This is a genomic window from Amorphus sp. MBR-141 (assembly GCF_053628695.1).
Map to the genome: position 1 here is coordinate 89,229 of NZ_JBRJGW010000018.1, position 26,977 is coordinate 116,205.

The window sequence follows — 26,977 nt, forward strand, 5'->3', positions numbered from 1 at the left end:
GCGGCTCGGATTGTCTGCCTTGATCCGGCGTATCATTTCCCATTCATCGGTAGGAAAACAGAGAAGCACGCACCTCCATCCGCCAGGGTCGCGCCATGGACACGGCCGCCATGCGCCTGTGCTATGGCCCTTACGACGGAGAGGCCGAGGCCACTGCCCCCCTGGTCGCGCGCCCGCGATTCCTCGGCGCGCCAGAACGGTTCGAAGGCGTGCAGCAGCGCCTCGGGCGAAAGTCCTGGCCCATGATCGCGGCAGCGGATGATCGCGGTCGCGCCCTCCACCGCCGTCTCGATGACAAGTGCGCCCTCTGGCGCGTAGCGCATGGCGTTGTCGACGAGCACGAGCAGAAGCTGTCGAATGCGGTCCGGATCGGCACGCACCCAGGCGGGGCTCAGTCTCAACGACACCGGCATGGACCGCTTGTCGAGATCTTCGGCGGAGAGAGCGATGACGTCGCGCGCCATATCGGCCAGATCGATTGTCATTGTGCTGAGCTGGAGGGAGCCAGCATTGAACAGCCCCAGGGTGCGAAGATCGTCGACGATGCGGGTCAAACCGTCCACTTGCCGCAGGAGCAACGTCACCAACTCCGGCGTGAGCGTGAACACACCGTCTGAGACACCCTGCAGCCGCCCTTTGAGGATGGTGAGTGGCGTGCGCAATTCATGGGCTGCGGCGGAATTGGAGTAGCGCAGTTCGGCCTCCGCTCGCTCCAGGCGCGCGGCCATAAAGTTGAAGTCCTCCACCAGCCGCGCCGATTCGCCGAAGCCACGGATGCTCGGATTGGCCCGGGCCTTCAGATCACCCGAGGCAATGGCGCGGATTGCTGCGGCGACTTCAAGCAGCGGCACAACGATACGCTGGGACAGCCACCAGCCCCCCAAGACCGCAAGTGGGATGCTGATAATCAGGGTGAGGAGCAGAAAGCCCCAGTCTACCCAGGTCCAGAGTGCGTCGTTCTCTGGCACGGTCGGCCAGATGCGGACCGCCAGATCGTAATAGGCGGGAAAGCCGAAATAGGCGATTACAGCAACGGCCGCGGCGAGCGCGACCGCCACGAGGACGATCTGCAACGCCGTGCCGGCCTCTCTAGCCATGCGGCACATCCAGACGGTAGCCCACCCCGCGCACACCGACGAGCAAGTCTGGCAACCCCGCCGTCGTCAGCTTGCGCCGAAGATTGCTCATGTGGCTGTCGACCGTCCGGTTCATCGCTTCACCCTCTGGCAGGCAGGTGTCGATCAACTCTCCCCTTTCAAATACCCGATTGGGTGACCTGACCATATGGACCAGGAGGCGGAATTCCGTGCGCGTCACCGCCAGAGGCTCTTTGTCGACGAGGACCACATACGCCTCGGTATCAATGCTCAGACGCCCTGCTCGCAAGACCGAACTCTGTTGGCCGCCGTGCACCCGTCGGAGTATGGCGCGCGCGCGCGCCACGACCTCAAGCGGGTTGAAAGGCTTGACGACATAATCGTCCGCGCCCAGGCGCAACGCCTGGAGCTTGTCGAGATCTTCCGCCAACGCGGTCACCATGATCACCGGCGTGTCATCTGTCCTTCGCAGAGTGGCGAGCGTCTCGTACCCGTCCATCTTGGGCATCTTGACGTCGAGCACGACGAGGTCCGGCTTGAGGCTCTGATGATGCGCAAGGCCCGTCAGCGGATCGGTCGCGGCGACGACGCGATAACCTTCCCGCTCAAAATAGGCTTGGAGAATGCGCACGATTTCGATGTCGTCTTCGATGATCAGAATGAGTTGATTGGTCATATTCGCTGCACGCTTTGGATCTGAAAATCATCAACGCCGGCTTGATACGTCAATAAAGCCCTTATCCGATCGGGGATCACACATGGTCGGGATTCGTTGGTGTGGCGATGACGTCGCCGGTTGGCGCAGCTCTGCTCGGGCCGAAGATCGACATCACGACATGGTAGAAAATCGGCACGAAGAGCAGAGCGAAGAGCGTTGCGGCGATCACCCCGCCCAAGACACCGGTGCCCAGGGCCTTTTGCGTTTCCGCGCTGGCCCCCTGAGCATAGACGAGCGGCATGACGCCCAGCGCGAAGGCCAACGAGGTCATGACGATCGGGCGGATACGCAACCGTCCGGCTTCGATGATGGCGTCGCGCAAGGCCCAACCTTCGTGGAGCTTCGCCTTGGCAAATTCGACGATCAGGATGGCGTTCTTGGCGGAGAGTCCGATAACCGTAATCAAGCCGACCTTGAAGAAGACGTCGTTGGACTGTCCGCCGAGCGATACGGCGGCGACAGATCCGATGATAGCGAGCGGCGCCACCAGCAAGACGGCGATGGGCACGGTCCAGCTCTCATAGAGTGCGGCGAGCACCAGAAAGACGACCAGCATGGACAGCGCGAGGAGCTTCGGCATCTGCGCGCCGGCCTGGCGCTCCTGGAGCGATTCGCCGGTCCACTCCAAACCGAAACCATCCGGCAATTGCTGCACCAGCCGCTCGACCTCGGCCATGGCGTCGCCACTGGCCACACCCTTTGCCGCCTCACCACCCAGGTTCTCGGCGAGATAGCCGTTGTGGCGGAAGATCTGACGTGGCGCACTGTTCCACTTGGCCGTCACCACTTCACCCAGGGCGACCATGCCGCCCTGGTCATTGCGCACGAAGAGCTTGAGCACGTCATCGACCTGCATGCGGTAGCGTGCCTCGGCCTGTACGATCACCTGCTGCAATTTACCGGCGTTGGGGAAATCCCCGATATAGCTCGAGCTGATCGCCGTGCTCAGCGTGTCGCTGATCGCCTGCAACGAGACACCAAGCGCCTGCGCCTTGTTGCGATCGACCTCAAGTTCCACATTGGGACCGTTCGGCAGACTGTTCCGGTAGAGATTGGAGAGCTTGGGACTGCGCGCGGCGGCTTCGAGCAACTGCTTCTGAGCCGCCATCAGTGCATCCAGCCCCTTGCCGCCGCGGTCCTGCAGCACGAAGCTGAAGCCCGACCCGCCGCCGAGTTCCTCGATCGCGGCCGGTAGTGAGACCATGATCGAGCCTTCCGGCACATCGGCCATCGCCTCGGTCATCGCGGCAACTTCCTCATTCGCGGGAAGCTCCGCCCGGTCTTTCCAGTTTTTGAGGGTTACGAAGGCCATGGCTGCATTGGCGCCCGAACCCATCGCGCTGAAGCCATTGACGAGAAGGTTGTCCTCGGTCGCCGGCCGCTTGGCCACCGCGGTGTTGAACACATCCGTAATCTTGGCCGTGCGTTCCTCGGTGGCGTCCGCCGGCAGGGTGAAGGACACCGTGTAATTCCCCTGGTCTTCGTCCGGCATGAAGGCGGTGGGAATGAGCGGAAACCAGTAGGTCAGAGCGCCAACGAGCACGACATAAAGCGCCATCATGCGGCCGCCACGCCGCAGCAGTGCTCCGACTATCTTGCCATAGCCATGCGTTATCTTGTCGACGGCCTCGTCGAAGAGGGCAAACGGTGCCCATTTCTTCTTTCCGTGCTGGATAGGTTTGAGCAGGCTGGCGCAGAGCGCCGGCGTCAATGAGAGAGCCAGGAAGGCCGAAAACAGGATCGAAACAGCCATGGAGAGGGTGAACTGCCGATAGATCGCCCCCACCGAGCCACTGGCCAGGCCCATCGGAATGAACACCGCCACCAGCACGGCCGTGATGCCGATCACCGCACCGGTGATCTCCTTCATGGCCTTGCGCGTCGCTTCCTTGGGCGAGAGCCCTTCGGTCGCCATCAGGCGCTCAACATTCTCGACGACCACGATAGCATCGTCGACGATGATACCAATGGCGAGCACCATGCCGAACATTGTGAGCACGTTGATGGAATAGCCCGCCAGGTACATCACCGCGAAAGTGCCGAGCAGGGCGACCGGCGCCACGACCGCGGGAATGATGGTGTAGCGAATATTCTGCAGGAAGATGAACATCACCAGGAAGACGAGAGCCATGGCCTCGAGGAGGGTCTGGATGACTTTTTCGATGGATACCTTGACGAACGGTGAGGTGTCGAAGGGCAGCGAATAGGACATGCTCTCGGGCATGGAGAGTTTGAGTTCGGCAAGGCGCGCCTTGATCGCGTCCGCAGTTGCCACGGCATTTGCTCCGGGCGACAGCTGGATTGCCGCCCCCGTCGCCGGATTGCCGTTCTGCAGCATCGCGAATGCGCTGGTCTGCGCGCCGATTTCAACCCGCGCCACATCGCTCAGCAGCACCATGGCGCCGTTGCGGTCGCCCTTGACCACGATCTTGCCGAATTGCTCTGGCGTCGAAAGCGCACCGCTTACCGACAGAGGCACGGTGATTGCCTGACCGGGCACGGTGGGGCCCGCCCCCAATTGTCCCGGCGCAATTTGCAGGTTCTGCCCCTGGATGGCTGCGGTCACGTCGGCAATGCTGAGATTGAGCATTTCGAGCTTCAGCGGATCGACCCATATCCGCATCGCCTTCTCGGTGCCGAAGGACTGCAGGCGCCCCACGCCTTTGATGCGCTTCAGCTCGGGCACGATGTACTTGGAGAGATAGTCCTCGAGATCGAGCGCCGAAAACCGGTTTCCCTCGGCGGTCAGCGTCACGATGGCGAGAAATCCCGCCGAAGCCGATTCAACCGACAGACCACCCTGGCGAACGAGTGCAGGCAGCCGCGGTTCGACGCTCTTGAGGCGGTTTTGAACATCCACCATGGCCAACTCCGGATTGGTGCCCGGGGCGAAGGTCAGGGTGACGTTGGCACTGCCCGTGCTGTCGGCGCTCGAGCTGAAGTAGAGCAGATTTTTGACGCCGGTCAGTTCGCGCTCGATCGGAATGACGACGCTCTCACTGACCGTCGCGGCCGAAGCGCCGGGATAGCTGGCAAAGACGCTGACGCTCGGCGGCGCGATGGAGGGAAAGCGCGCAACCGGCAGCTGCGGGATGGCGATAACGCCGAAAAGCGTGATGAACGCCGCGACAACCCACGCGAAAACGGGGCGATCTATGAAAAACTGGGGCATGCCCTGTCGCTCCGATTAGGTTTTTTGCGCGGCGGAAGACGGTTCGGCGGGATTGGTGCCGAATTCCACGGTGCGCACCGGTCCGGGCGCGACCAGTCTCTCCTGCCCCTCGACGACGATGCGATCACCGGCCGCCAAGCCCTCGCGGATGATGTATTTCCCCTCCACCAGTTCGCCCAGTTGCACGGACTTGGCGGCCGCGTTGCCCTCAGCATCCACGAGATACAGGCTGGGGGCGCCGAGCGCGTCGCGCACCACGGCCTGTTGCGGCACGCTGATGGCATCGGGATAGGTGCCGCGCGGCACCCGCGCGCGCACATACATGCCGGGCAGCAGACGGCGATCGGGGTTGTCGGCCAGGGCCCGCAAACGCACATTGCCCGTGCCTTCATCCACGCTGATGTCGGAGAACAACGCCCTGGCGGCGAGAACATCATCGTCGCCGTCACCGAGAACCACCTCGATCGGGATGGTGCCCGCCTGCTGGAGCCCCCCGGTGCGAGCCAGGGCCCGCAGGTGGTCGAGCCGGGACGCCGGCTGCCGGATATCGATATGGACCTTGTCGATCTGTTGGACGGTGGCAAGGCTGGTGGTGCTGGTGGCGTCCGCCAGCGCGCCTTCTCCAACCTTGGCAGCCCCGATTTTCCCATCGATCGGCGCCCTGACGGTGGCGAAATCGAGCGACAGGCGCGCCTTTTTCATCCCCGCTTTTGCTTGCGCGACGTCGGCCTCCGCCTGGGCCCTCTGCGAGGCGATCTGATCGTAGGTCTGGTCGCTGATGTTGTTGCTCTTCCGCAGGCCCTTTGCGCGTTCTAATTCGGCAACAGCCTGTGCCAGCGCGGCCTCGGATTTCTGCAGCATCGCCTCGGCGCTGGCCACATCGGCGGCAAAGGACGCCGTGTCGATCTGGAACAGGGCCTGTCCCCGAGTGACGTTGCTGCCCTCCTCGAACAACCGTTCAATGATGAGGCCGCTGACCTGGGGCCGGATTTCGGCGGTACGAAATGCCGATACGCGGCCGGGGAGTTCGTCCCAGACCGTCACAGATTTGGCCTCGACGATCATGACCGACACGAGGGGGGGTTGGGTCACGGCCTCAGCACTTTCCGTGGCGGCAGGCTCAGAAGTATCGGAGCAACCGGCGAGCAGTGCCGCGACGAGGACGACCGAAAGGACGGGAGGAATACGAAAACACATCGGGTGATCCTGAGAGCCAACGCTGGAAGGCAGGCGGTTAAGGCGCTTTGGAAGGGCTCGGCGCGCCGCCGAGTACGCGGAAGATCTGCACCTCGGTCAGCAATTGCTGCAGCCGGTTGGCGACCAGTGTCCGCTCGGCGAGGCGACTCCGCTCCTTGGTGTCGAGCCAGACGCGTAGGGCCACGGTCCCGGCGCGATACCGTTCTTCCGTCAGCCGATCGGCAGCCCGCGCCGCTTCGAGCGCAGCGCGCAGCCGACGGGACTTTTCATTGAGCGTGCTCCGTGCGCTCAGCGCGCTGCTGGTGTCGCTGAAGGCGGTCAGCAGCGACGCGCGGAACTCTGAGACTGCAATCTGATAGTCGGCCTGGGACACTTTCACGCGGAGCTGGCCTTCCTTGAAATTGAGGAAGTTCAGCACCAGCCCGACGCCCAAGGTGGCGGCGGGATTGGCCAGGATGCTCAACAGATCCGCGCTGCTTGCGCCGAGATTGCCGGTGAGACTGATCTGCGGGTAGAGGCTGGCGCGCGTGTTGTCGATCTTGCGCAGACTGGCGCGCAGGCGCTGTTCAGCGGCCCGAAGGTCCGGACGACGGGCCAGGAGTTCGGCGGGCAGCCCGGCGGTGATCTCAACTGGAGTACGCCGCGGCAGACGCTGCGGTTCGGGAACGGGGTTCGGTAATCCATTGAGCAGCACAGCCAGCGCATTGCGCAGGACCACACGGTTTTGCTCGAAGTCTGACAGTTGCGCCGCCTGGCTTTCCACCGACTGACGCACCTCCGCCAGCTCGAGATCCGTTGCGGCGCCGACCGCTGCCTGGCTCTTGACCAGCCTCTCAATCTCCCGAGCCGCATCGAGGCCGGCCTGCGCGATCGCCCGGTCCTCACTCGTAAAGGCAAGGCGCCAGTAAGCTTCGATGGTCGAAGCTATGATCGTGGTTCGCGCACTTTCCACCTCCTCGGCAGTCGCCTCCGCTTCGAGCACTGCGATGTCGTGTGCGCTGGCCAGCCGCCCCCAGAGATCGAGCTCATAGGCGGCACCCAAGCCCGGAGTGAAGCTGTTGCTCGATGTGCCCTCGCCCAGAGCCACGCCTGTCTGGGCGTTGCTGTCGCCGCTGAGGACCGGGATTCTGGCTACGCCGGCCAGATCCGCCTGCAACAGGGCTCTCCTGGCTCGCAAGGTTGCGGCCAGGATGTCGTTGTTGTTCTGCAGCACGGCTTCAACCAGCTAATCGAGCTTGGTATCGCCGAAGCTTTGCCACCACTTGGCCGCAGCGGCCGGCGTGCTCGTCGCCCTGTCTTCCTGCCAGGCCGGCGCGTTGGGAAGGGGGGCCCGCACATATTGCGTGGTGAGGCTTGAACAGCTCGCCAGAAGGACAGCAACGGCGGGAAGAAGGATACCAACGCGGAACAAGGTCATGCATCGCTATGCGGGGTGAGGGCGCGGAACCGATCTCAGGTCCAAGCGCTACCCACCCGGCACGAGTGCAGCCAGCGTCGATGAAGCGTGCAGATTGCGTGCAGAAAGCCGAAAAGCGGGCCAGTCCGGTTGGGGCACGCCCTGCATTTGAACCTAAGTTCAGATGCTCGCGCTCTGGCGACGGGAGCCAACTCTTGCCAGTCCGCCACCGGTCTTTGCCACCTGAGCCCGCAAAGAAGGCCGGGGTAAACTGGCATGGAGCCCCCTTCGGCTACCTTCGGCACCGCCACCGATGCCGATATCCGGGCTGATCCGCTGGAGCGGGTGCATCCCGTCGTCCGGACCGCGCCCTCAAGACCTGCTTCGGCCAGAAGGCCTATGCCGCCGAGCAGCTCATCGCCGAGCTCGGAGCCGACGGGGGCGATCTCCGGTCGGCCAGCATCATTTCCGCGGCCTTCTCGGCGATCATGATGGTGGGGGAGTTGGTGTTGCCGGAGGGGATCGTCGGCATCACCGAGGCGTCCGCGACCCGGAGGCCCTCGACCCCGAAGACGCGCAGGCGCGCATCGACCACCGCCATCGGATCGGAGGCGAGGCCCATCTTCGCCGTCCCGACGGGATGGAAGATGGTCGTGCCGATGTCGCCGGCGGCACGGGCCAGCGCCGCGTCGTCGTCGCCGACCTCCGGGCCGGGCAGCATTTCCTCCGGCCGGTAGCGCGCCAGCGCGTTGGCGGCGACGAGCCGCCGCGTCAGCCGGATCGCGTTGGCGGCGGTCACCCGGTCGTCGTCGGTGGAAAGATAGTTCGGCGCGATGTCGGGTGCCGCGCCCGGCTCCGGCGACGTGATGCGCACGTGACCCCGGCTGGAGGGCCGCAGGTTGCAGACGCTGGCGGTGACGGCCGGGAAGGCGTGCAGCGGCTCGCCGAACTTGTCCAGCGAGAGCGGCTGGACGTGATACTCCAGGTCGGCGCGCTCCACGCCGGGAGCGGACTTCGCGAAGATGCCGAGCTGGGAGGGCGCCATGGTCAGCGGGCCCCGGCGGAACAGGGCGTAGTCGACCCCCATCCAGGCCCGCTTGAAGAGGTTGGCGTAGTCCTGGTTCAGCGTGCGTGCGCCGTGCACCCGGTAGATGGTCCTGAGCTGCAGATGGTCCTGCAGGTTCTCGCCGACCCCTGGCCGGTCCGCCAGCACGGGCAGACCAAGCACCTGCAGCGTTTCGCCCGGACCGATCCCCGAGCGCATCAGCACCTGGACCGATCCGATCGACCCGGACGCGAGGACGATCTCAGCCTTGGCGCTGGCGCGGCGGCGGACGCCGTCCTGCAGCCATTCGACCGCCGTGGCGCGGCCCTCCGCGACGACCAGCCGCTCGACCGTGCAGCCGGTTGCAAGCGTCAGGTTCTTGCGGTTCAGCACCGGCTTCAGGAAGCCCCGCGCCGCCGACCAGCGTACCCCGCGCTTCTGGTTCACCTGGAAATAGGAGGACCCCTCGTTGTCCCCGCGGTTGAAGTCCGGGATCCTCGCGACCCCCAGCTCCTCGGCGGCCTCGCGGAAGGCGTCGAGGATCGGCCAGGAGATCCGCGGCTCCTCGACGCGCCATTCGCCGCCCGACCCGTGGAACGGCGAGGCGCCGGCGAAATGGTCCTCGTGGCGCTTGAAGACCGGCAGCACGTCGTCCCAGCCCCAGCCCTCGAGGCCAAGCTGGCGCCAGTGGTCGTAGTCGGCCGCCTGGCCGCGCATGTAGATCATGGCGTTGATGGCCGACGACCCGCCGATCACCTTGCCGCGCGGATAGGCGAGCGCGCGCCCGTTGAGGCCCTTTTCCTCCGCCGTGCGGAAGCACCAGTCGGAGCGCGGATTGCCGATGGCGTACAGGTAGCCGACGGGGATGTGGAACCAGATCCAGTCGTCCTTGCCGCCGGCCTCCAGCACCAGCACGCGGGTGTCCGGGTCCGCCGACAGCCGGTTGGCGAGCACGCAGCCGGCCGATCCTGCCCCGACGACGATGTAGTCGTAGGTCTCGCCCTGGTCGCTCATGACCCGGCCTCCGGTGCGTCGAGGAAGGCCGTCACCAGGGGCGCCACCGCCTGCGGCGACTGGACCGCCGGAAAATGGCCCGCCTCGGCGATTTCGAAGCGGCAGCCGGGGATCGTCGCGGCGATGGCGCGCAGCCGCTCCGTCGGATTGAACGGGTCCTGCGCTCCGGCGATCAGCAGCGTCGGCTGCGCAATGGCGTCGATCTCGTCCAGCACGCCGGTCTCGGCGATCGCGCGGTACATGGCGGCGTAGCCCTCCGGGTCGGCGCCGTACCAGCGGGCGATGGCCCGTGCCTTGGCCGTCTCGTCCGTCCAGAGCGCCTCGGGAAACGCCTTCGGCAGCACGGCACCGGCGATCGCCTTCATGCCGTCGCGGTCGAGGAGGTCGGCGGTCGCCATCGCCGCCTCACGGCGCTCCGCCGGAACGCCCAGCGCCGGCGCCAGCAGGACGAGGCGGCGGCAGCGCGCGGTATGGCGGGTCGCGAACCGCACCGCGACCGCAGCCCCGGCTGCCGCTCCCGTCACATCCACGGCATGGGCTTCGCCGACATGGTCCAGCAGGGCGGCGACGTCGTCGGCGAGAACGTCGAGGTCCAGGCGGCCCCGCACCTTCTGCGACAGGCCGGCCCCGCGCAGGTCGTGGCGCAGGATGCCGAGATCGGGCGCAAGCAGCGGCACGAGATCGTCCCAGCTTTCCAGGCAGCCGGCGAGCTCGTGGATCAGCACGAGCGTGCGCGGGCCGCGCCGGTCGACGGCATAGCGGCAGGCGGCCCCGTTGAGGACGGCGAAGGCGGGTTTCATCGTCGGGTCACTCCACGTAGATGCCGTTCATCACGTCGTCGAAGCCCGGAACGCCGATAGTGCAGGTGTGGACGGCGAGCGCAGCGGAGAGCTGGATCACCATGGCGATCTCGCGCGGCGTCGCGCCGGCGGCGCGGGCGCCGCGGACGTGGCGGCGCACGCCTTCCTCGAACAGGCAGGTGGGGGCGGCCGAGATCGCCAGCGCGATCAGCTCCTTGTGCTTGCGCGACAGCGGGCCCGCCTCCCAGGCAGCCCGGCCGTAGTCCATGTAGGCCGTGGCGATCTCCGGCGCGGTGCGGGCCATGAAGTCGCCGGCTTCCGGCCAGGCGCCGGTGAGGCCCCGGTAGTCCTCGATCGCCTCGCTCAACGCCGGCGGGAGTGGCGACCGGTCCGCCGCCTCGCCCAGTTCCTCCGCAAGGACCCGCATCCCCATGGCGAGCGGCTGCTGGGCGGCGACCGCCGTCGTCAGGAGGATGACCTGCAGCACCTCCTCCGGGCTGGCGCCGGCCTTGAGGGCGTACTCCATGTGCCGCCGCCCGCCGCGCTCGTACATGTGGTTCACCGAGATATCGATGGCGATGTAGACGAACTCGCAGAGCTTCTGGGGAAGCTCGCCCGACTGCGACGGCGCCGACTGGAACGCCAGATAGGCTTTCAGGAACGCGGGCGAGCGCTCCAGCAGCACCTCATGGAAGCGCGACCAGTAGCCCCGCGCCCGCAGGATCTCGGACTTCAGCTCCGCCTTCTCGTCCTCGGTCATCTCCGGTGCCTCCCTCCTCGCCTCATGCGTCCGCCGCCATCAACACGTCGGCCAGCGCCTCCCGGGCCGGATGCGGCGCGGCGAGCGTGGTCTGGCGATAGACGATGCGCTTGAGAGTGCGGTGCAGGCCGTAGTCCCAGGTGAAGGCGATCCCGCCGTGCATCTGGGTGCAGGCCTCTGCGACGCGTCTGGCGTGGTCGCCGACATGAGACCGGGCCGAAAGCAGCGCCAGGTGCGCCTCGCCCGCCGGCTCGTCCAGCCCCTCCGGCGCCGTGTCGATGCACCAGGCGGCATACTCGACGGCCGCCTTCATGGTCTCCAGCGAAACGGCGGCGTCGGCCGCCATGTGCTTGATCGCCTGGTTCTGGCCGATCGGCCGGCCGAACTGCCGGCGCTCCTTCGCATAGCCCACCGTGAGATCGAGGGCATGCGCCGCGGCGTCGGTCATCTCGGCGAGCGCCAGCAGCGCGAGCAGGTCGTCTAGGCGGGGGCCAGCGGACGTGGGAAGCCCGCCGGCCGGCACGGCGGAAGCCTCGACCCAGGCTGCCGTGCTGGCGACGTCGAAGATATCGGCGGGGGCAAGCGTGACGCCGGATCGCTCCACCACGTGCCAGGTGCGGCGTCCCTCCGATACCGCCGGCAGGGCGAACAGCCGTGCCTCGTCGGCGAACGGGACGAGGGCGCGTCCGCCGTTCGGCGCGAGCGCTCCGGCCACCGCCACGCCGACCGGCTCGCCGGTGGCAAGGGCGTCGGCGAGGGCCGGCGAGCCCGCCAGGGCGAGGCTTGCCGCCAGCATCTCCGTCAGCGGTGCGGCGGGCAGCGCACGGCCGATCTCCAGCGCCGCCGCCACGGCGTTCACGGCACTCAGCATTGGGGCGCCGCCCTCGCTGGCGAACAGGCCGAGATCCGCCGCCGCCCGGGTCGCCTCCGACGCCGGGTAGGGAAAAGGAGGCTCCTCGGCAACGGGAAAGGCAGCGAGCATCCGGCCGACGCTTTCGCCGAGAAGGCGCTGCTCGAAGGAGAAGTCGAAATCCACCGTGTCGCCCTCCGCTCAGCGTGGCAGGCCGAGCATCCGCTCGGCGATAATGCTACGCTGGATCTCCGAGGTGCCGGCGTAGAGCGTCTCCGCGCGCGCCTGCAGATAGAGGTAGCGGAAGCGTTCCACCCCCGGCGCACCGGCGGCGAAGTCCTCGCCCAGCACCTCCAGCGCGAACGCGGTGATGCGCTGATGCAGCTCGCTCCAGAACAGCTTCACGATGCTCGCCTCCGAGCCGATCTCCCTGCCGGTCGCGATGCGGCTCGCCGTCTTCAGGTTGAGGAGCCGCAGCATGCGAAGCTCCGCGGCGAGCGTGCCCACCGTCTGGCGGAACCAGCCGTCGCGGGCCTTCTCCGGCTGCACCGCCAGCAACCTCAGGAGCTCCGAGAACTCGGCCTGAAAGCGGGCCTGACGGTAGAGCCGCGCCGTGGCGCGCTCGAAGCCGAGCACGCCGACGGCGGCATGCCAGCCTTCGTTGATGCCGCCGAGATGCATGCCGGCCGGAATGCGGACATTGTCCAGGAAAACCTCGTTGAACTCCCGGCGATCCGTCATCTGCCGCACCGGCCGCACGGTGATGCCGGGGGTCTGCATGTCGAGGACGAAGAGGGTCAGCCCCTTGTGCCTCGGCGCATCGGGGTCGGTGCGGGCCAGCAGGATGCACTTGTTGGCGAAGCGCGCGAAGCTGGTCCACAGCTTCTGGCCGTTGACGACCCAATGGTCGCCCTCAAGCACGGCGCGGGTGCGCAGCCCGGCGAGATCGGAGCCCGCCTCGGGCTCGGAAAAGCCCTGGCACCAGATGTCGTCGAGGCGCAGGAGGCGCGGGATCAGCTCGCGCTTCTGCTTCTCAGAGCCGACCGCGAGCACGATCGGCCCGACCAGCTCCTTGCCGATGGTGTTGATGCCTTCCGGCGCCGAGGCGCGGCCGAACTCCTCCGCGGCAATCAGCTGCTCGACGATGCCGAGACCCTGGCCGCCATAGGCGGTCGGCCAATGGATGCCCTGGTAGCCCGCGTCGTAGAGCCTGCGCTCCCACCACGTCTGGAAGCGCGCGTTCTCGTCCTCGTCGGCGGGGCCGGTGAAGCGCGGGCCCGCCCAGTCGGCCGGCAGCTCCCGGCCGATCCAGTCGCGCAGGCGGAGCCGGAAGGCCTCCTGCTCGGCGGTGAAGGAAACGTCCATGGCGTGCCCTCTCCCCGGTGGTCCGGGTGGTTCAAGTCGCCCCGCGCGCGCGCCGGGTCTGCGCACCAGGCGGCGCGTGCGCGGACCAAAGTGCGCATTTTGGGTGCGCATCTGCGCTTATTGCGGCGTTTTGCGCGCCTTGCCGAACGCACCGCGCGCGCGCAGGTCCGAGACTTCATCCTCTGCGAACCCGGAGTCGCGCAGCACCGCGTCGGTGTGGGCGCCGAGCGCCGGCGGCGGCGTGCGCATCTCGCCCGGCGTGTCGGAGAGGTGGAACGGCGTGGCGACGTAGCGCGCCGGGCCTTCGTCGCCGTCGAACGCGAAGATGCCGCCGATCGCCGCAAGCTGGGGATCTTCGGCCGCTTCGCCGACATCCTGGACGATCGACACGTTCACCTTCACCGCGCTCAGGCGCGCGTGGATCTCGTGCTTGGAGAGCGACCGGGTGACGTCGGAGATCGCGGCGACCACGTCGTGGCGCAGGCGCAGGCGTTCCGAGGCGGTCCTGAACTCCGGCCGGTCGAGCGCCTCAGGGTCGAGTGCATGGGTCAAGCGCTGCCACATCTCGTCGCTCGGCGCGATGATGACCACGTGGCCGTCGCTCGCCGGAAAGGCCTGGTTGGGCACGCTCAGATGGTTCGCCGTGCCCATCGGGCGGTGCTTGTGTCCGGTCAGCCAGTAGTCCTGGTAGAAGTAGCTCATCAGATGGGCCGAACTCATCAGCAGCGAGGTCTCGACCTTCTGGCCTTTGCCGGTGCGCTCGCGGTGATAGAGCGCCGCCAGCACGCCGCTGACGATGGCGAGGCTGGCGTGCAGGTCGATGATCGCCGAGCCGGCGCGCACCGGTTCGCCGCCTTCCTCGCCGGTGATGCTCATCAAGCCCGAATGGGCCTGCAGCGCCAGATCGTTGGCGCCGACGCCGGCGAGCGGGCCCTTGCCCCCGTAGGCGTGGAAATCACAGTAGATCAGGCGCGGGTGGGTCTCGCGCAGGTCCTCGTAGCCGAGGCCCCAGCGCGCCATCGTCCCGGGCCGGAAGTTGTTCACCAGGATGTCGGTGGAGGCGATCAGCCGCCGCGCCACGTCGCGGCCCGCCTCGCTGGCGAGGTCGAGCTCCATCGAGCGCTTGTTGCGGTTGAAGGCGCGGAAGGACGGGCTCGGCCCGCCGAGGGCCTGCAGTTCCTGGGTGGTGGCGCCCAGATAGCGGCAGTCGTCGCCCTTGACCGGGTTCTCGATCTTCACGACGTCGGCGCCGAGATCCCCGAAGAGCTGGGCGGAATCCGGCGCGGCGAAGACGCGGGAGAAGTCGAGGACCTTGATGCCTTCCAGTACGGCGGTCATTTCCTACCCGTCGGTTTGCGTCCGTCGATGAGCCGGCTCAGGACTCGGAAACGAAGACGGTGGCTTCGCCGATCGTCAGCCGGGTGCCGCCGTCGTCCTCGCACCACACGTCCAGCGTGATCTCGGTCCGCTGGCCGGCCACCGGCGCGACATGGGCGATCCGCGCGCAGGTGATGACCACCTGGTCCTCGTAGATCGGAGCGACATATTTCGTGCGCAGCCTGCAGCGTTCCGCGACGCTGCGCCCGAACAGGTCGATCAGCAGCGACAGGATCCAGTTGGTGGACACCATGCCGTCGGCGATGATGCCGGGCAGCCCCTGCGAGCGGGCATAGGCGTCGTCGTCGTGGATGGTCGGTTCCTGGGTGTGGATGCGCCCGTCGTCAGCCGCGATGGTCGGCTGGGCATCGACGTACCAGCGCATGCGCTCGCGGGTCATCGGGCGGGGCGGAAGGCGGAACTCGGTGCCAACGGACGGCTGGAAAGGGGTCATGGTCGCGCCCTCGCTCACGATGCTTCGCTGTCGTCGGACTGCGCGTAGGAGAGGATCACCCGATCGAAATAGCGCACCAGCAGCTCGTCCGTGTCGGTCCGGCGCAGCTCCATCTTCAGCACCACGTAGTCGCGGCCGTTCTTCTGGTAGCGCTCGGTGATGAGCCCGGAGACGGTCAGCCGGTCGCCGACGCGGACCGGGGCGAAGACCTCCGCGTCGTACTCGAAATGGATGCGGGCGGAGGGGCCGGTGCCCTTCGGGCAGGCGTGGCGGTAGAGCCGCAGCTTGTCGAGGTGGATCAGCGTTGGGGGCATCACCTGCCCCTCGCTTCCCTGGAAGCAGGGATGGTGCATCTCGACTGCGTGGCTGTACTCGCGGACGACGAAGGAGCTCAGCGTGTAATCCACCGGTCCGAGCACGTCGCCGGTGTCGAGATCGGATACGTAGCCGCCGACCGCCATGAACCGTTTACTCCCTGGGGGCCGGTCGGCGCCTGAACCGTCCGCGCCGCGCACCCCGCGTTTTGTCTTGACAGTCGAGTTAGCACGGGGCGCGGGGCGCCTGAACGGCGATGAGGCAAGGGCCTTCTTTGCAGAATTTGTAAAGGTGGCGGCTTTGAGCTACCAAAGTCCTCAGAATCAGGCGGTTCCCGGGAGGGTGAGTTGGAGTGGGTCCAGACGCTGCGGTCCTTCACCACGGCCGTGCAGGAGGGCAGCCTGTCCGGCGCCGGACGCCTGCTCGGCCTGTCCCCCGCCTCCATCTCGCGGCACATCTCGTCGCTTGAGGACCGTCTGGAGACGCAGCTCCTCAAGCGCTCGAGCCGTCACCTGGCGCTGACGGAAGCCGGCGAGATCTACTACTCCCGCGTCGAGCAGATCCTGGCGCAGCTGGAAGAGGCCAACCGCTCTGTCAGCCAGTTGCAGGCCAAGCCCCAGGGGGTGCTGCGCGTGCATTCGCGCATGCTGGTCGGGCAGCTGATGATCCTGCCCTACCTCCCGGAATTCCTGTCGATCTATCCCGACATCACCGTCGATCTGATGATGTCCAACTCCATCGCCCCGGTGATGGACCAGGGAACCGACGTGGACATCCGCATCGGCCGGCTGGAGGACTCCGCGCTGATCGCCCGCAAGCTGACCTCCAGCGAGCGGGTCGTCTGCGCCAGTCCCGGCTATCTCGCGGAGCGGCCGGCGATCGCCGAACCGGCGGATCTCAGGCACCACAACTGCCTGACCTACCGGATCAATCTCGGAACGCCGGTCTGGCGGTTCCTGGACGCGGCCGACCGGATCGAGGAGGTGCCGATCCGCGGCAACGTGCGCACGGATTTCGGCTTCGCGCTGGTGACCATGGTGCGCGACGGGGTCGGCATCGGCCTGCTGCCGGACTGGTCGGTCCACGAGGACCTGAAGCGCGGCCGGCTGGTCCGGCTGCTGCCGGACTACAAGGTGAGCCACATCGACTTCGACAACGGGGTCTACGCCGTGTTTCCCGCGGCGCGGCAGACGTCGGTGAAGCTGCGCCTGTTCATCGATTTCATCGCCGGGGTCTTCAAGCGCGAGCTGGAATCCACCGGTTGATCGAGACCGGGTCCTAGGACCCGGTCGCGGCCATGAAGCGTCGCAGTTCGGCCACGAACCGCTCCGGCGCCTGATAGGGCACGAAGTGGGCTGCCTCGGGCACCGGCACGATCTCGGCCTGCGGCACGAGTTCGACAATCTCCCGCGCCCCGTCCGGGGGCATCAGGACGTCCTTGCCGCCCGGCATCAGGATCACGGGACACGTCAGCTGCGGCAGGATCGGCCGGATGTCGATGTCGAGAAAGCCGAGGACGGACAGGGCGTAGCCTTCCGCCGACTGGGCGGCGTAGCGTTCGGCGAACCGCGCGTAGCGCGCGTCGCGCGGCATCTCGTGGAACGAGGTCTCCGGTGCCTTGGGCATCAGGACCGCCATGCCGTGCCTGCGCACCTCCTCGGTGCGCGCCCGGAGCATCTCCTTCACGTGCGACAGGTTGCGCAGCCCGGGGTTGGTCATCACCAGGCCCGAGCAGAGCGTCGGCTCCCTTGCCGCGAGGATGGCCGCGACCATGCCGCCGATTGCGCACCCGGCGAGCGTGACCGGTCCGAGGTCGAGGTTTTCGATCATCGCCGCCAGATCGGCGGCATGACCTTCCGCGTCGACCGGCTCGGCCGGCAGCGGCGTTTCGCCGGCGCCCTGAAGGTCCGGCGTGACGCAGAAGAAGTCCCGCGACAGGTCCGCCACCGCCTCGTCCCAGAAGCGATGATCGGTTCCGAGCGCATGGACGAACACGATCGCCGGAGCCGACCGGTCGCCGTGCGTGACGACGTGAAGACGGGCCATGGTCGGGGCCTCGCCTATGGCGTTTCCGAGGGACGCTCGAAGACGTAGCCGTTCGGGCCGCTGCGCACGTAGCCGCAATAGGGCGCGACGAAGTGCGCCGGCAGGATCAGCGCGCCCTCGTCGGCGGCGTGCTTCAGCATCTTCGCCCGGGTCTCGTTGGCGAGGTCCGGATTCTCGCAGTATTTGCTGCTCCATTCCGGGTGGGAGATCTGGATCGGCTGGTGCATCGCGTCGGCGATGAACAGGGCTTCCTTGCCGCCGCTGCGCACGCGGATCCCGACCATGCCGGGCGCGTGCCCGGGAAGCGGAACGAGATCGACGCCCGGCACGATCGTCTCGGTGCCCTCCACGACGCGCATCTGGCCGGCATCGACGATGGGCTGCACGCTGTCCAGGTAGGTGGTCCAGGCCTGGGGCGGCTTCTCCGCAGCGCCCCGCTTGGGGTCGCGCACCTCGAGCTCGGTCGCCGTCGCGACATATTCGGCGTTGGGGAAGGTCGGCACCCAGGCGCCGTCCTGCAGGCAGGTGTTCCAGCCCACATGGTCCACGTGGAGATGAGTCAGCAGCACCATGTCGACGTCGTCGGGTTCGACGCCGGCCGCCGCAAGCCGCTCCAGGAAGCCCGTCTTGTTGTGATGGAAGCGCGGGGACAGCGGCCGATCCTTGTCGTCGCCGCCGGCCGTATCGATGACGATCGTCTTGTCCGGCGTGCGCAGGATCCAGCTGTGGATCATCGAGTAGAAGCAGTTGCGCTCGGGGTTGTAGAAATCCGGGATCAGCCAGTCGCCGTGTTCGGCGACCGTCGCCTCCCCGAAGTGCTTCAGCAGGCTCACGTCCTCGTCGAGGACGAGCTCCTCGACGCGCGAAATCCTGAAGTCACCGATCTCGATCAAGTGCTTCCTCCATTGTTTCGTTTCGAGGGAGTATATCGCCCAAAGGAGGGGGGATCATTGCAAATCCCGCAACGAAGGTTTGCAGTCGGGACGCTTATCCGGCCTCCCGCGCTTGGCTAGTGTTGCCGCAACGACAACAAGATCAGCCATAGGGAGATGCCTTTCGACGATCCGGCCTTTCCGGCCGCCGACCGTTCGCTCCGCGAACCGGGACGTGGCTTTGGGCGAGACCGGGATCCGGCGAGGCTGTCATCTGAAACGCCGCATGAGCACGAGCCTTCTGGACATCTCAGGGGTGGGTATCACGTTCGGGGGCATTCGCGCGCTCAGCGAGGTGTCCCTGTCCGCCGCCGCGAACGCTGTGACGGCCGTGATCGGGCCGAACGGCGCGGGCAAGACCACGCTCTTCAACGTGATATCCGGCTTCTATCCCGCCCGGGAAGGCTCGGTGGCGTTTGACGGCCACGACCTTCTGAGGCTCTCCGCGCACAAGCGCTGCGACGTGGGCATCGCCCGCACGTTTCAGAACATCGCCCTCTTTCCCGGCATGACGGTCGCGGAGAACATCAAGCTCGGCGCCCATCACCAGCTCAGGACCGGGCTTGCCTCCGCCGCCCTCTATCTGGGGCGGGCCCGGCGCGAGGAGCGGGCGCTGGACCGGCGCATCGACGAGGAGATCCTGCCGCTTCTCGACCTCCAGGACGTGCGGGACCGCTCGGTCTCGGGCCTGCCCTACGGCGTCCAGAAGCGGATCGAGCTCGCGCGGGCCCTGGTGAGCAAGCCGAAGCTGTTGATGCTCGACGAGCCGTTCGCCGGCATGAACACCGGCGAGAAGGCACGGATGTCCAAGTACATCGCCCAGATCGTCACCCAGACCGACCTGACGGTGATCCTGATCGACCACGACATGGAATCGATCATGACGATGTCGAACCACGTGGTGGTCCTGAACTTCGGCCGCGTCATCGCCGCGTGTACGCCGGCCGAGGTCCAGGCCGATCCGGCGGTCATCGAAGCCTATCTCGGCAAGGAGGAATGAGCCGGTGAGCCTGTTCCTCGAATTCAGCCTCGTCGGGCTGGCCTCCGGCGGCATCTACGTCCTGGCGGCGCTCAGCTTCGTCATCGTCTTCAAGGCGACCAACGTCTTCAACTTCGCCACCGGCGAAATGATGATGCTCGGCGCCTATCTCTTCTTCCTCTTCGACCGCCAGCTCGGGCTCGGCTGGGCCGGCGGGCTGGTGCTGGCGCTGATCGCCTCCGCGCTGGTGGCGATGCTGACGGAACGCATCGTGCTCCGGCCGCTGGTCGGACGGCCGCACATCGTGCTGGTCATGGTGACCTTCGGCGTGGCGAGCGTCTTCCGGGGGATCGCGGGCCTGATCTGGGGTCCGAACAACCAGCTGCTCACCGAACTGCTGCCACGCACGCCCCTGTTCCTCGGCGACGTGCTGATCCCCGGCAAGCTCGCCTGGGGCTTCGTCGCGGCGGGCGTCGTGGCCGCCCTGTTCATTGCCTACTACCGCTTCTCCCGGGCCGGCACCGCCATCCGGGCGACGTCCACCGACCAGGTGACCGCCGAAAGCCTCGGCATCAACATCGGCTTCGTGTTCCTGCTGTCGTGGGGCCTGGCGGGCGTGCTCGCCGCGACGTCCGGCATCCTCGCCGGCTCGGTCAACGGGGTGACGCCGCAGCTCGGTCTGGTCGCCCTCAACGTGCTGGCCGTGGTCATGCTCGGCGGTCTCACCAGCGTCGGCGGGGTGGTGATCGGCGGGCTCTTCATCGGCTGGCTGGAGACCATCGTCGGCGCCTATCTGGGCGCGGCCTGGCAGAGCTTCATTCCCTACCTGATCGTCCTTCTCGTCATGTTCGTGCGGCCCACCGGCCTGTTCGGCGAAAATCGGGTGCAGCGCATATGAGCGAGCACGCCACCACGATCGATCGTGCCCCGGCGCCGCGCGCCGCCCTTGCGGGCAAGGTGGAGGCCGTCAGCTGGGTCCTGCTGGCGCTGGCGATCGTCGGCCTGCCGTTCTTCGGCTCGGTCTACACGCTCTACATGGCCTGCCTGATCGGCATCAACGTCATCGCCACCGTGGGGCTCAACATCACGGTCGGCTATACCGGGCTCCTGTCGGTCGGCCATTCCGCCTTCCTGGGCGTCGGCGCCTATGTCAGCGCGCTCATGTGGCTCCACCTCGGGACCCCGCTCGCCCTCAACATCGTCGGCGGGGCCGTGGCGGCCTTCCTGGTCGGGCTCGTCTTCGGCATCCCGGCGCTGCGCATCAAGGGCGTCTATCTCGCCATCGCGACGCTCGCCGCCCAGTACATGCTCTATTTCGTGTTCCAGCAGTGGACGCCGGTCACGGGTGGCGACCGCGGCCTGTCGCTGCCGAAGATCGACGTCTTCGGCATGGGCGACGACGGCTTCTACTACGTGGTCGCGGGCGTCGCCCTGCTGACCACGCTGGCGGCGCGCAACCTGTTCCGCACCCGGGTCGGCCGGTCGTTCATCGCGGTGCGCGAGAAGGACTACGCCTCCGAGGTGCTGGGCATCAACGTCGTCGCCACCAAGCTCGTGGCGTTCGGCCTTGGCGCCGCCTATGCCGGGGCGGCCGGCGCGCTGCTCGCCGTCTTCCTGCGGATCGTCAATCCCGACCAGTTCACCCTGCAGGTGTCGATCTTCTTCCTCGCCGCGGTGGTCGTGGGCGGGCGGGCCTCCATGCTGGGCTCGATCCTCGGCGCGCTGTTCATGACGCTGATGCCGGAGTTCCTGCGCTTCGGCCTGGAGACCGCCGCGGGCCCCGGCGCGGACCTCGCCGGGCTCCTGTCGCCGCTGCGCGAGATCATTTTCGGCGCCCTCATCATCGGCTTCCTGATCTTCGAGCCGCGCGGGCTGGTGGGGCTGTTCCGCCGGGCTCTCGGTCAGGTCGAAGAGGTCGACGCCAAGACGGAACACTGACGACAACGACAAATCACGACTGAAGCGGGAGGAAACGCTCATGTTCGACTTGAATCGGAGAAGCTTCATCGCCGGTGCGGCCGGTCTCGCGTTCGCGATGGCCGCCGGCGCCGGACCAGCCGCGGCCCAGGGCAGCGAGGCGCTCAAGTTCTGGGTGCCGCTGCCCCTGACCGGACCGCTCGCGGTCACCGGCCAGGCCCAGCAGGTCGGCTGGGAGCACGCGGTCGACTGGATCAACAAGGAAGGCGGCATCGAGGGCCGGCCGATCGACATCGAGTTCTACGATGACGAGTACAAGGTCGAGCTCGGCGTGGCCGGCTTCAAGAAGGCGGTCTCCGGCGGCGACGTCGTTTTCTCCGGCGGCGACGGCACCCCGTTCGTCCGCGCGATCTCGCCGGAGAACAACGAGTCCTTCAAGACGCTGATGTCGAACACCGGGGCCGCGTCGGACCTCGTCGACACCGACAAGTACAAGTATCACTTCCTCGTCGGGCCGACCTACACCGACCAGGTCCACATGCTGTTCAACTACATCAAGGACCACCAGAAGGGCGACGCCAAGCCGAAGGTGGCGCTGGTCTACTCGGCGTCGGAGTTCGGCCGCGATCCGCTGGAGAACGCCCGCAAGCTCGCCGACGAGATGGGTATCGAGATCGTCCTCGAGCAGGAGACCAAGTGGGTGGAGGTCGACGTGACCTCGCACGCCATCCGCATCCGCCAGGCCAAGCCCGACTACGTGATCTTTCACGGCTACGCCGCCAACGTCTGGCCGGAAATCGTCAAGCTGGTGCGCGACTACGGGGTCGAGACCCAGTTCATGGGCACCCTGTTCGGGTCGCATCCGGACGTGGTCGGCACCATCGGCGACGCGGCCAACGACTACCTCGGCACCGTGTCGGTCAACTTGCTGGTCGGCGAGGCGGATACGCCGATGATGAAGACCATCGACGGGTATCTGAAGACGTGGACCGACAAGCCGTACACCGGCTACGCCAACATCGGCTACATGCAGAGCTGGGCCACGGCGATGGTGCTGCGCGAGGCGATCGGCGCGGCGATCCGCAACGGCGAGGAGCTGAACGGCGACACCCTGATCAAGGAGATTTCCGCGATCAAGGACTTCGACGCCGGCGGCATCTTCGGCATGCCGATCAGCTTCGTCGACAACCGCATCCCCTACGGCGTGATCTACCGCTACACCATCAAGGACGGCAAGCTGACGGTGTCGGAGGCGGCGCCCTGGATGAAGGTCGACTGAGATGACCGCAGCCCTGGAGCTCGCTGATCTGAGCGTCGTCTACGGCGGGTCCAACGAAGCGCTGGACGGCGTCAGCCTCAGTGTGCCCCAGGGCGGCTTCGTCGCGCTGCTCGGCACCAACGGCGCCGGCAAGTCCACGACGCTGAAGGCGATCTCCGGGCTGCTCCGCTTCGAGAACGGCTCGGTGCGGCGGGGCACCATCCGCTACATGGGGGAGGACATCGGCGCGATGCCCTCCTACCGCCGCGCCCGTCGGGGCATCCTGCACGTGCGCGAAGGGCGGTGCGTGTTTCCCACCATGACGGTGGAGGAGAATCTCGAGGCGGCGCTGTTCGCCCGCGGCAAGCGCGGCCCGGCGGTGGCGCGGCGCACCTACGACGAGATCTTCCACTACTTCCCGGCGCTGAAAGAGCGCCGGCACTCCGCCGCCGGCTATCTCTCCGGCGGCGAGCAGCAGATGCTGGCGATCGGCCGCGCGCTGTTCGCCCAGCCCGAACTCCTGATGGTCGACGAGGCCTCGCTCGGCCTGGCGCCGAAGATCGCGGCGGACATCTTCACGATCCTGCGGCAGATCAACGAAGAGCGGGGCCTGTCGATCCTGGTGGTGGAGCAGAACGTCGCGTTGGCGCTGCGCCGCGCCGACTACGGCTACGTGCTGGAGGCTGGCCGGATCGTCGAGGAAGGCAGCGCCGAAGCCCTCACCAACCGGGAAAGCCTCTCCAAGCGCTATCTGGGCGGCGGCGACCGCACGCACTGAGGAACCGGGCGGCACGGATGGCTTGCGGCACCTGACCGGCGGTCCGTCGTCGGCCGCGGTTGATCGGTCTGCGCCCGTCCCCAAGCCACATGGAAGGAAACGAGACATGGATCTGGAGACCTGCCGCCTGGAGGTGTCGGACGGCATTGCCACCGTCACGCTGGCGCGCCCACCGGTCAACGCGCAGAACCGGCAGATGCGCGACGAGATCATCCGCGTGTTCGATGCCCTGAGCGACCGCGACGACGTCCGCGTCGTCATCCTGACGGCCGAAGGCAAGGTCTTCTCCGCCGGCGCCGACATCAAAGAACGGCGGACCCTGGTCCAGGAGCCCGGCGACTACGTCAGCCACAACCGGGTGACTCGGGAGTTCTTCTACGCCGTCGCCGACTGCACCAAGCCGGTCATCGCCGCCGTCCACGGCGCGGCGATCGGCGCCGGATGCGCCCTGATGCTCTACTGCGACATCATGATCTGCAGCGACGACGCCTACATCCGCATGCCGGAGATCGACGTGGGGCTGGCGGGCGGCGGGCGCCTTATCATGGACCATTTCGGCCGCTCCAACGCGCGCTACATCTATTTCACCGGCCGCGACGTGCCGGCCGCCGAGCTCCATCGGCTCGGCATCATCACCGCCTGCGTGCCGCGCGAGCAGCTGATGGACGAGGCGATGCAGATCGCCCGCGGGATCGCCGCGAAGAACCCGCAGGCGGTGCGCTGGATCAAGCGCTCGCTGGAGGTGGTGTCGAACCTGCCGGCCCGCGAGGCCTATCGCTACGAGCAGACCATCACCCACGACCTGTCCACCACGCGCGAGGCCCAGGACGCGCAGACGGCGTTCGTGGAGAGCCGCAACCGATAGACCGCCGAGACGGAGGGAGACAGATGGCCGTGCACCGCTGCGCCGTCCTGGACGACTATCAGAACGCCGCCGCCGACGCGGCGAACTGGTCGACGCTGTCGCCGGAGGTGGCCGTCGACTTCGTCGACCGCCCGATCCCTGCCGGGGAGCGCGCCGAGGCGCTGGCGCCCTATTCCATCGTCGTGGCCATGCGCGAGCGCACCCCGTTCGACGCGGATCTTCTCTCCCGGCTGCCCAACCTGAAGCTTCTGGTGACGACCGGCATGGGCAACGCCGCGATCGACATGGACGCCGTGCGGGAGCGGGGCATCGTCGTGTCGGGAACGCGCGGCTCGGTCGGCCCCGCCGCCGAGCTCGCCTGGGGTCTGCTGCTCGCGCTGATGCGGCACATCCCCGAGGAGCAGGCGAACTTCCGCGCCGGCGGCGACCGGTGGCAGCTCACCCTCGGCAGCGACCTCAAGGGCAAGACGCTGGGCGTCGTCGGGCTGGGCAAGCTCGGCAGCCGGGTCGCCGGCTACGGCCGCGCCTTCGACATGCGGGTGCTCGGCTGGTCGCGCAGCAACACGCCGGAGCGCTCCGCCGAGCTCGGCGTGGAGTACCGCGCGACGCTCGCCGACATGCTGCCCGAGTGCGACGTGGTCAGCCTCCACCTGACGCTGACGCCCGAGACGCGCGGCATCATCGACGCCAATGCACTGTCGCTGATGAAGCGCGACGCGGTGATCATCAACACCTCGCGCGGTCCGCTGGTCGACGAGGCGGCCCTGATCGCCGCACTGACGGACGGCAGGATCGGCGGGGCGGGGCTCGACGTCTTCGACGCCGAACCGCTCGATGCGGACCATCCGTTCCGCACGCTCCCGACCGTCGTCTGCACGCCGCACCTCGGCTACGTCACCCGCGAGACCTACGCGATCTACTATTCCGACGCCGTCGACGACATCCGAGCATTTCTCGCTGGCGAGCCGAAGCGGATACTCAAGGGACGGGAATAACTCAACGAGATCCCGCGACACATCGGCCGCTCCGGGAAATGCGCGGCGGTGGGCAGGTCGAACGGCATGCGGCCCGCCTGCTCGAGGTGATCCGCATCGTCAAATGCCGGAATCAAATAAACGCGTCATCGGCTCAGCTCTTCTGCTGTCTCCGGGACTGCGGTGTCAGTCCTCCACTGGGACCGGCGGATTCCGTTTCAGCACCGCCCAGAGCAGGACGCCCAGCGTGATCAGCATGAGCGCCAGGGTGGCGGGACGCGAGAGCATCTCGAGATAGCTGCCGCGGTGAATCAGAAGCGCACGCCGCAGGTTCTCCTCAAGCATCGGCCCGAGAATGAAGCCGATCAGGAGAGGTGCCGGCGAATATCGAAACAGCCTCAACAGGAAACCCACGAAGCCGAAGCCCAGAACCATCCAGATCGCGAAAGCGCTGTTGGTGAGCGTATAGACGCCCGCACAGATAAGAGCCACGATCACCGGATACATCATCGAATACGGTATCCGAAGGAGCCAGAGCCAGATGCCGACCAGCGGCAGATTCAGGCCCAGCAGGATGATGTTGCCGAGCCAGAAGCTGGCGATCAGCCCCCAGAACATTTCCGGCTGCTCGAAGATGAACTTGGGCCCGGGCGAGATGCCGTGGATCATCAGGGCGCCGAGCATGATCGCCATGGTCGGGCTGCCCGGGATGCCGAGCGACAGGGTGGGAATGAAGGCGGTCTGCACGGCCGCGTTGTTGGCCGCCTCGGGTGACGATATGCCTTCGATCGCCCCCCTCCCGAACCGATGAGGCGTGCGGCTGATACGCTTTTCGATCGCATAGCCAATGAGCGAGGCGATCGTGGGTCCGGCCCCCGGCAGCGGACCCACCACGCTTCCGACCCCGGTGCCGCGCACCATCGGCAGCAGCGTCTTCAGGAATTCCGGTCTGCTCGGGATCATCGACCGCCAGCTGACCTTGGGCATAGGGCCCCGAGCCTTCTGAGCGCCGATCGCGAAGATGATTTCACCCACGCCGAACGTGCCCAACGCCAGAGCCACCAGGCTGATGCCGTCGAAGAGTTCGGGCACGCCGAAGGTAAAGCGAAAGTCGCCGCTGTTGACGTCGATGCCGACCGTGCCGAGCAGGGCGCCGAGGAGCACCATGGCGATGCCCTTCATCGGCGGGCCTTCGGAGATGGTGGCGGCCATGATGATGCTCAGCAGCAATATCGCCGCATATTCTGACGGGCCAACCGCTACCGCCAGTCGGCTGATGAGCGGGGAGAGGAAGGTCAGGAGCAGGATGCCGACGGTGCCCCCGAAGAAGGACACGTAGGTGGTGACGGTCAGCGCCACCCCGGCCTTCCCGTTCTGGGCCATCGGATAGCCGTCAAGACAGGTGATGGCGTTCGACGAGGTGCCCGGCAGGTTGAGCATGATGGAGGCTGTCGAGCCGCCATACTCGGCGCCGTAGTAGATCCCGGACAGGAACACCAGCGCCGTCGTCGGATCGAGATAGAAGGAGACCGGCATCAGCAGGGAGATGGCCGACAGCGCCCCGACGCCGGGCAACACCCCGATCAGCGTGCCGAGGAAGACCCCGGCGAAGCAGTAGACCACCGAGGTCAGCGTCAGCGACGCGAAGCCGAGCGTGAACAACTCCAT

The 26,977-nt window shown here is 66.9% G+C and carries 25 protein-coding genes; 8 read left to right on the forward strand and 17 right to left on the reverse strand.

What is annotated here, in order from left to right:
* Nucleotides 1-32: 32 nt before the first annotated feature.
* The 14 genes from ACSSVZ_RS21115 to ACSSVZ_RS21180 form a co-directional block, all read right to left on the reverse strand.
* Nucleotides 33-1,097 (reverse strand): ATP-binding protein, encoded by a 1,065-nt coding sequence (locus ACSSVZ_RS21115; RefSeq protein ID WP_453972728.1) that lies wholly within the window; start codon nt 1,095-1,097, stop codon nt 33-35.
* Entirely contained in the window at nt 1,090-1,773 is a 684-nt protein-coding gene (locus ACSSVZ_RS21120) for a response regulator (RefSeq protein ID WP_453972729.1), read from the reverse strand. The genes ACSSVZ_RS21115 and ACSSVZ_RS21120 overlap by 8 nt, the downstream gene beginning before the upstream one ends.
* Nucleotides 1,774-1,849: 76 nt before the next feature.
* Nucleotides 1,850-4,987: a multidrug efflux RND transporter permease subunit gene (locus tag ACSSVZ_RS21125; protein ID WP_453972730.1), complete on the reverse strand. Its 3,138-nt coding sequence runs from the start codon at nt 4,985-4,987 to the stop codon at nt 1,850-1,852.
* A 15-nt stretch (nt 4,988-5,002) separates the two neighbouring features.
* Complete coding sequence (locus tag ACSSVZ_RS21130) at nt 5,003-6,184, reverse strand: efflux RND transporter periplasmic adaptor subunit (RefSeq protein ID WP_453972731.1); 1,182 nt, start codon at nt 6,182-6,184, stop codon at nt 5,003-5,005.
* A gap of 37 nt (nt 6,185-6,221) precedes the next feature.
* Entirely contained in the window at nt 6,222-7,397 is a 1,176-nt protein-coding gene (locus ACSSVZ_RS21135; protein ID WP_453972732.1) for a TolC family protein, read from the reverse strand.
* Between the two features lie 12 nt (nt 7,398-7,409).
* Complete coding sequence (locus tag ACSSVZ_RS21140; protein WP_453972733.1) at nt 7,410-7,601, reverse strand: hypothetical protein; 192 nt, start codon at nt 7,599-7,601, stop codon at nt 7,410-7,412.
* 376 nt (nt 7,602-7,977) lie between these two features.
* Nucleotides 7,978-9,639, reverse strand: coding sequence for a GMC family oxidoreductase (locus ACSSVZ_RS21145; protein ID WP_453972734.1), 1,662 nt, complete (start codon nt 9,637-9,639; stop codon nt 7,978-7,980).
* A complete protein-coding gene (locus tag ACSSVZ_RS21150; protein WP_453972735.1) occupies nt 9,636-10,439 on the reverse strand; it encodes an alpha/beta fold hydrolase in 804 nt (267 codons plus the stop codon). Before ACSSVZ_RS21150 ends, ACSSVZ_RS21145 begins: the two co-directional genes overlap by 4 nt.
* A 7-nt stretch (nt 10,440-10,446) precedes the next feature.
* Nucleotides 10,447-11,199, reverse strand: a complete 753-nt coding sequence (locus ACSSVZ_RS21155) for a carboxymuconolactone decarboxylase family protein (protein WP_453972736.1) — start codon at nt 11,197-11,199, stop codon at nt 10,447-10,449.
* Between the two features lie 22 nt (nt 11,200-11,221).
* Nucleotides 11,222-12,235 (reverse strand): acyl-CoA dehydrogenase family protein, encoded by a 1,014-nt coding sequence (locus ACSSVZ_RS21160; protein WP_453972737.1) that lies wholly within the window; start codon nt 12,233-12,235, stop codon nt 11,222-11,224.
* 15 nt (nt 12,236-12,250) lie between these two features.
* Nucleotides 12,251-13,414, reverse strand: coding sequence for an acyl-CoA dehydrogenase family protein (locus tag ACSSVZ_RS21165; RefSeq protein WP_453972738.1), 1,164 nt, complete (start codon nt 13,412-13,414; stop codon nt 12,251-12,253).
* 117 nt (nt 13,415-13,531) lie between these two features.
* Nucleotides 13,532-14,752 (reverse strand): CaiB/BaiF CoA transferase family protein, encoded by a 1,221-nt coding sequence (locus tag ACSSVZ_RS21170; protein WP_453972739.1) that lies wholly within the window; start codon nt 14,750-14,752, stop codon nt 13,532-13,534.
* A gap of 37 nt (nt 14,753-14,789) precedes the next feature.
* The gene (locus ACSSVZ_RS21175) at nt 14,790-15,245 is read right to left on the reverse strand and encodes a MaoC family dehydratase (protein ID WP_453972740.1); all 456 of its coding nucleotides are present in this window, start codon (nt 15,243-15,245) and stop codon (nt 14,790-14,792) included.
* Nucleotides 15,246-15,259: 14 nt separating this feature from the next.
* A complete protein-coding gene (locus tag ACSSVZ_RS21180) occupies nt 15,260-15,706 on the reverse strand; it encodes an FAS1-like dehydratase domain-containing protein (protein ID WP_453972741.1) in 447 nt (148 codons plus the stop codon).
* A 201-nt stretch (nt 15,707-15,907) separates the two neighbouring features.
* Here ACSSVZ_RS21180 and ACSSVZ_RS21185 point away from each other — a divergent pair, with 201 nt between their 5' ends.
* Nucleotides 15,908-16,825, forward strand: coding sequence for a LysR family transcriptional regulator (locus ACSSVZ_RS21185; RefSeq protein ID WP_453972742.1), 918 nt, complete (start codon nt 15,908-15,910; stop codon nt 16,823-16,825).
* Between the two features lie 13 nt (nt 16,826-16,838).
* Here ACSSVZ_RS21185 and ACSSVZ_RS21190 read toward each other — a convergent pair whose 3' ends face one another.
* The gene (locus ACSSVZ_RS21190; protein ID WP_453972743.1) at nt 16,839-17,606 is read right to left on the reverse strand and encodes an alpha/beta fold hydrolase; all 768 of its coding nucleotides are present in this window, start codon (nt 17,604-17,606) and stop codon (nt 16,839-16,841) included.
* A gap of 14 nt (nt 17,607-17,620) precedes the next feature.
* A complete protein-coding gene (locus ACSSVZ_RS21195; protein WP_453972744.1) occupies nt 17,621-18,499 on the reverse strand; it encodes an MBL fold metallo-hydrolase in 879 nt (292 codons plus the stop codon).
* 265 nt (nt 18,500-18,764) lie between these two features.
* Between ACSSVZ_RS21195 and ACSSVZ_RS21200 the strand changes: the two genes are divergently transcribed.
* The 7 genes from ACSSVZ_RS21200 (at nt 18,765) to ACSSVZ_RS21230 (ending at nt 25,330) form a co-directional block, all read left to right on the forward strand.
* Nucleotides 18,765-19,538, forward strand: coding sequence for an ABC transporter ATP-binding protein (locus tag ACSSVZ_RS21200; protein WP_453972745.1), 774 nt, complete (start codon nt 18,765-18,767; stop codon nt 19,536-19,538).
* 4 nt (nt 19,539-19,542) lie between these two features.
* Nucleotides 19,543-20,415, forward strand: a complete 873-nt coding sequence (locus ACSSVZ_RS21205) for a branched-chain amino acid ABC transporter permease (RefSeq protein WP_453972746.1) — start codon at nt 19,543-19,545, stop codon at nt 20,413-20,415.
* The gene (locus ACSSVZ_RS21210) at nt 20,412-21,455 is read left to right on the forward strand and encodes a branched-chain amino acid ABC transporter permease (RefSeq protein ID WP_453972747.1); all 1,044 of its coding nucleotides are present in this window, start codon (nt 20,412-20,414) and stop codon (nt 21,453-21,455) included. The genes ACSSVZ_RS21205 and ACSSVZ_RS21210 overlap by 4 nt, the downstream gene beginning before the upstream one ends.
* A 40-nt stretch (nt 21,456-21,495) precedes the next feature.
* Entirely contained in the window at nt 21,496-22,713 is a 1,218-nt protein-coding gene (locus ACSSVZ_RS21215) for an ABC transporter substrate-binding protein (RefSeq protein ID WP_453972748.1), read from the forward strand.
* A gap of 1 nt (nt 22,714) precedes the next feature.
* Nucleotides 22,715-23,470 carry an ABC transporter ATP-binding protein gene (locus ACSSVZ_RS21220; protein ID WP_453972749.1) on the forward strand — a complete coding sequence of 252 codons (756 nt, stop codon included), beginning with the start codon at nt 22,715-22,717 and terminating at the stop codon, nt 23,468-23,470.
* 106 nt (nt 23,471-23,576) lie between these two features.
* The gene (locus ACSSVZ_RS21225) at nt 23,577-24,335 is read left to right on the forward strand and encodes an enoyl-CoA hydratase/isomerase family protein (RefSeq protein ID WP_453972750.1); all 759 of its coding nucleotides are present in this window, start codon (nt 23,577-23,579) and stop codon (nt 24,333-24,335) included.
* A 23-nt stretch (nt 24,336-24,358) separates the two neighbouring features.
* Entirely contained in the window at nt 24,359-25,330 is a 972-nt protein-coding gene (locus tag ACSSVZ_RS21230) for a D-2-hydroxyacid dehydrogenase family protein (protein WP_453972751.1), read from the forward strand.
* Nucleotides 25,331-25,495: 165 nt separating this feature from the next.
* Here the strand turns inward: ACSSVZ_RS21230 and ACSSVZ_RS21235 are convergent, their stop codons facing one another.
* The gene (locus tag ACSSVZ_RS21235) at nt 25,496-26,977 is read right to left on the reverse strand and encodes a tripartite tricarboxylate transporter permease (RefSeq protein ID WP_453972752.1); all 1,482 of its coding nucleotides are present in this window, start codon (nt 26,975-26,977) and stop codon (nt 25,496-25,498) included.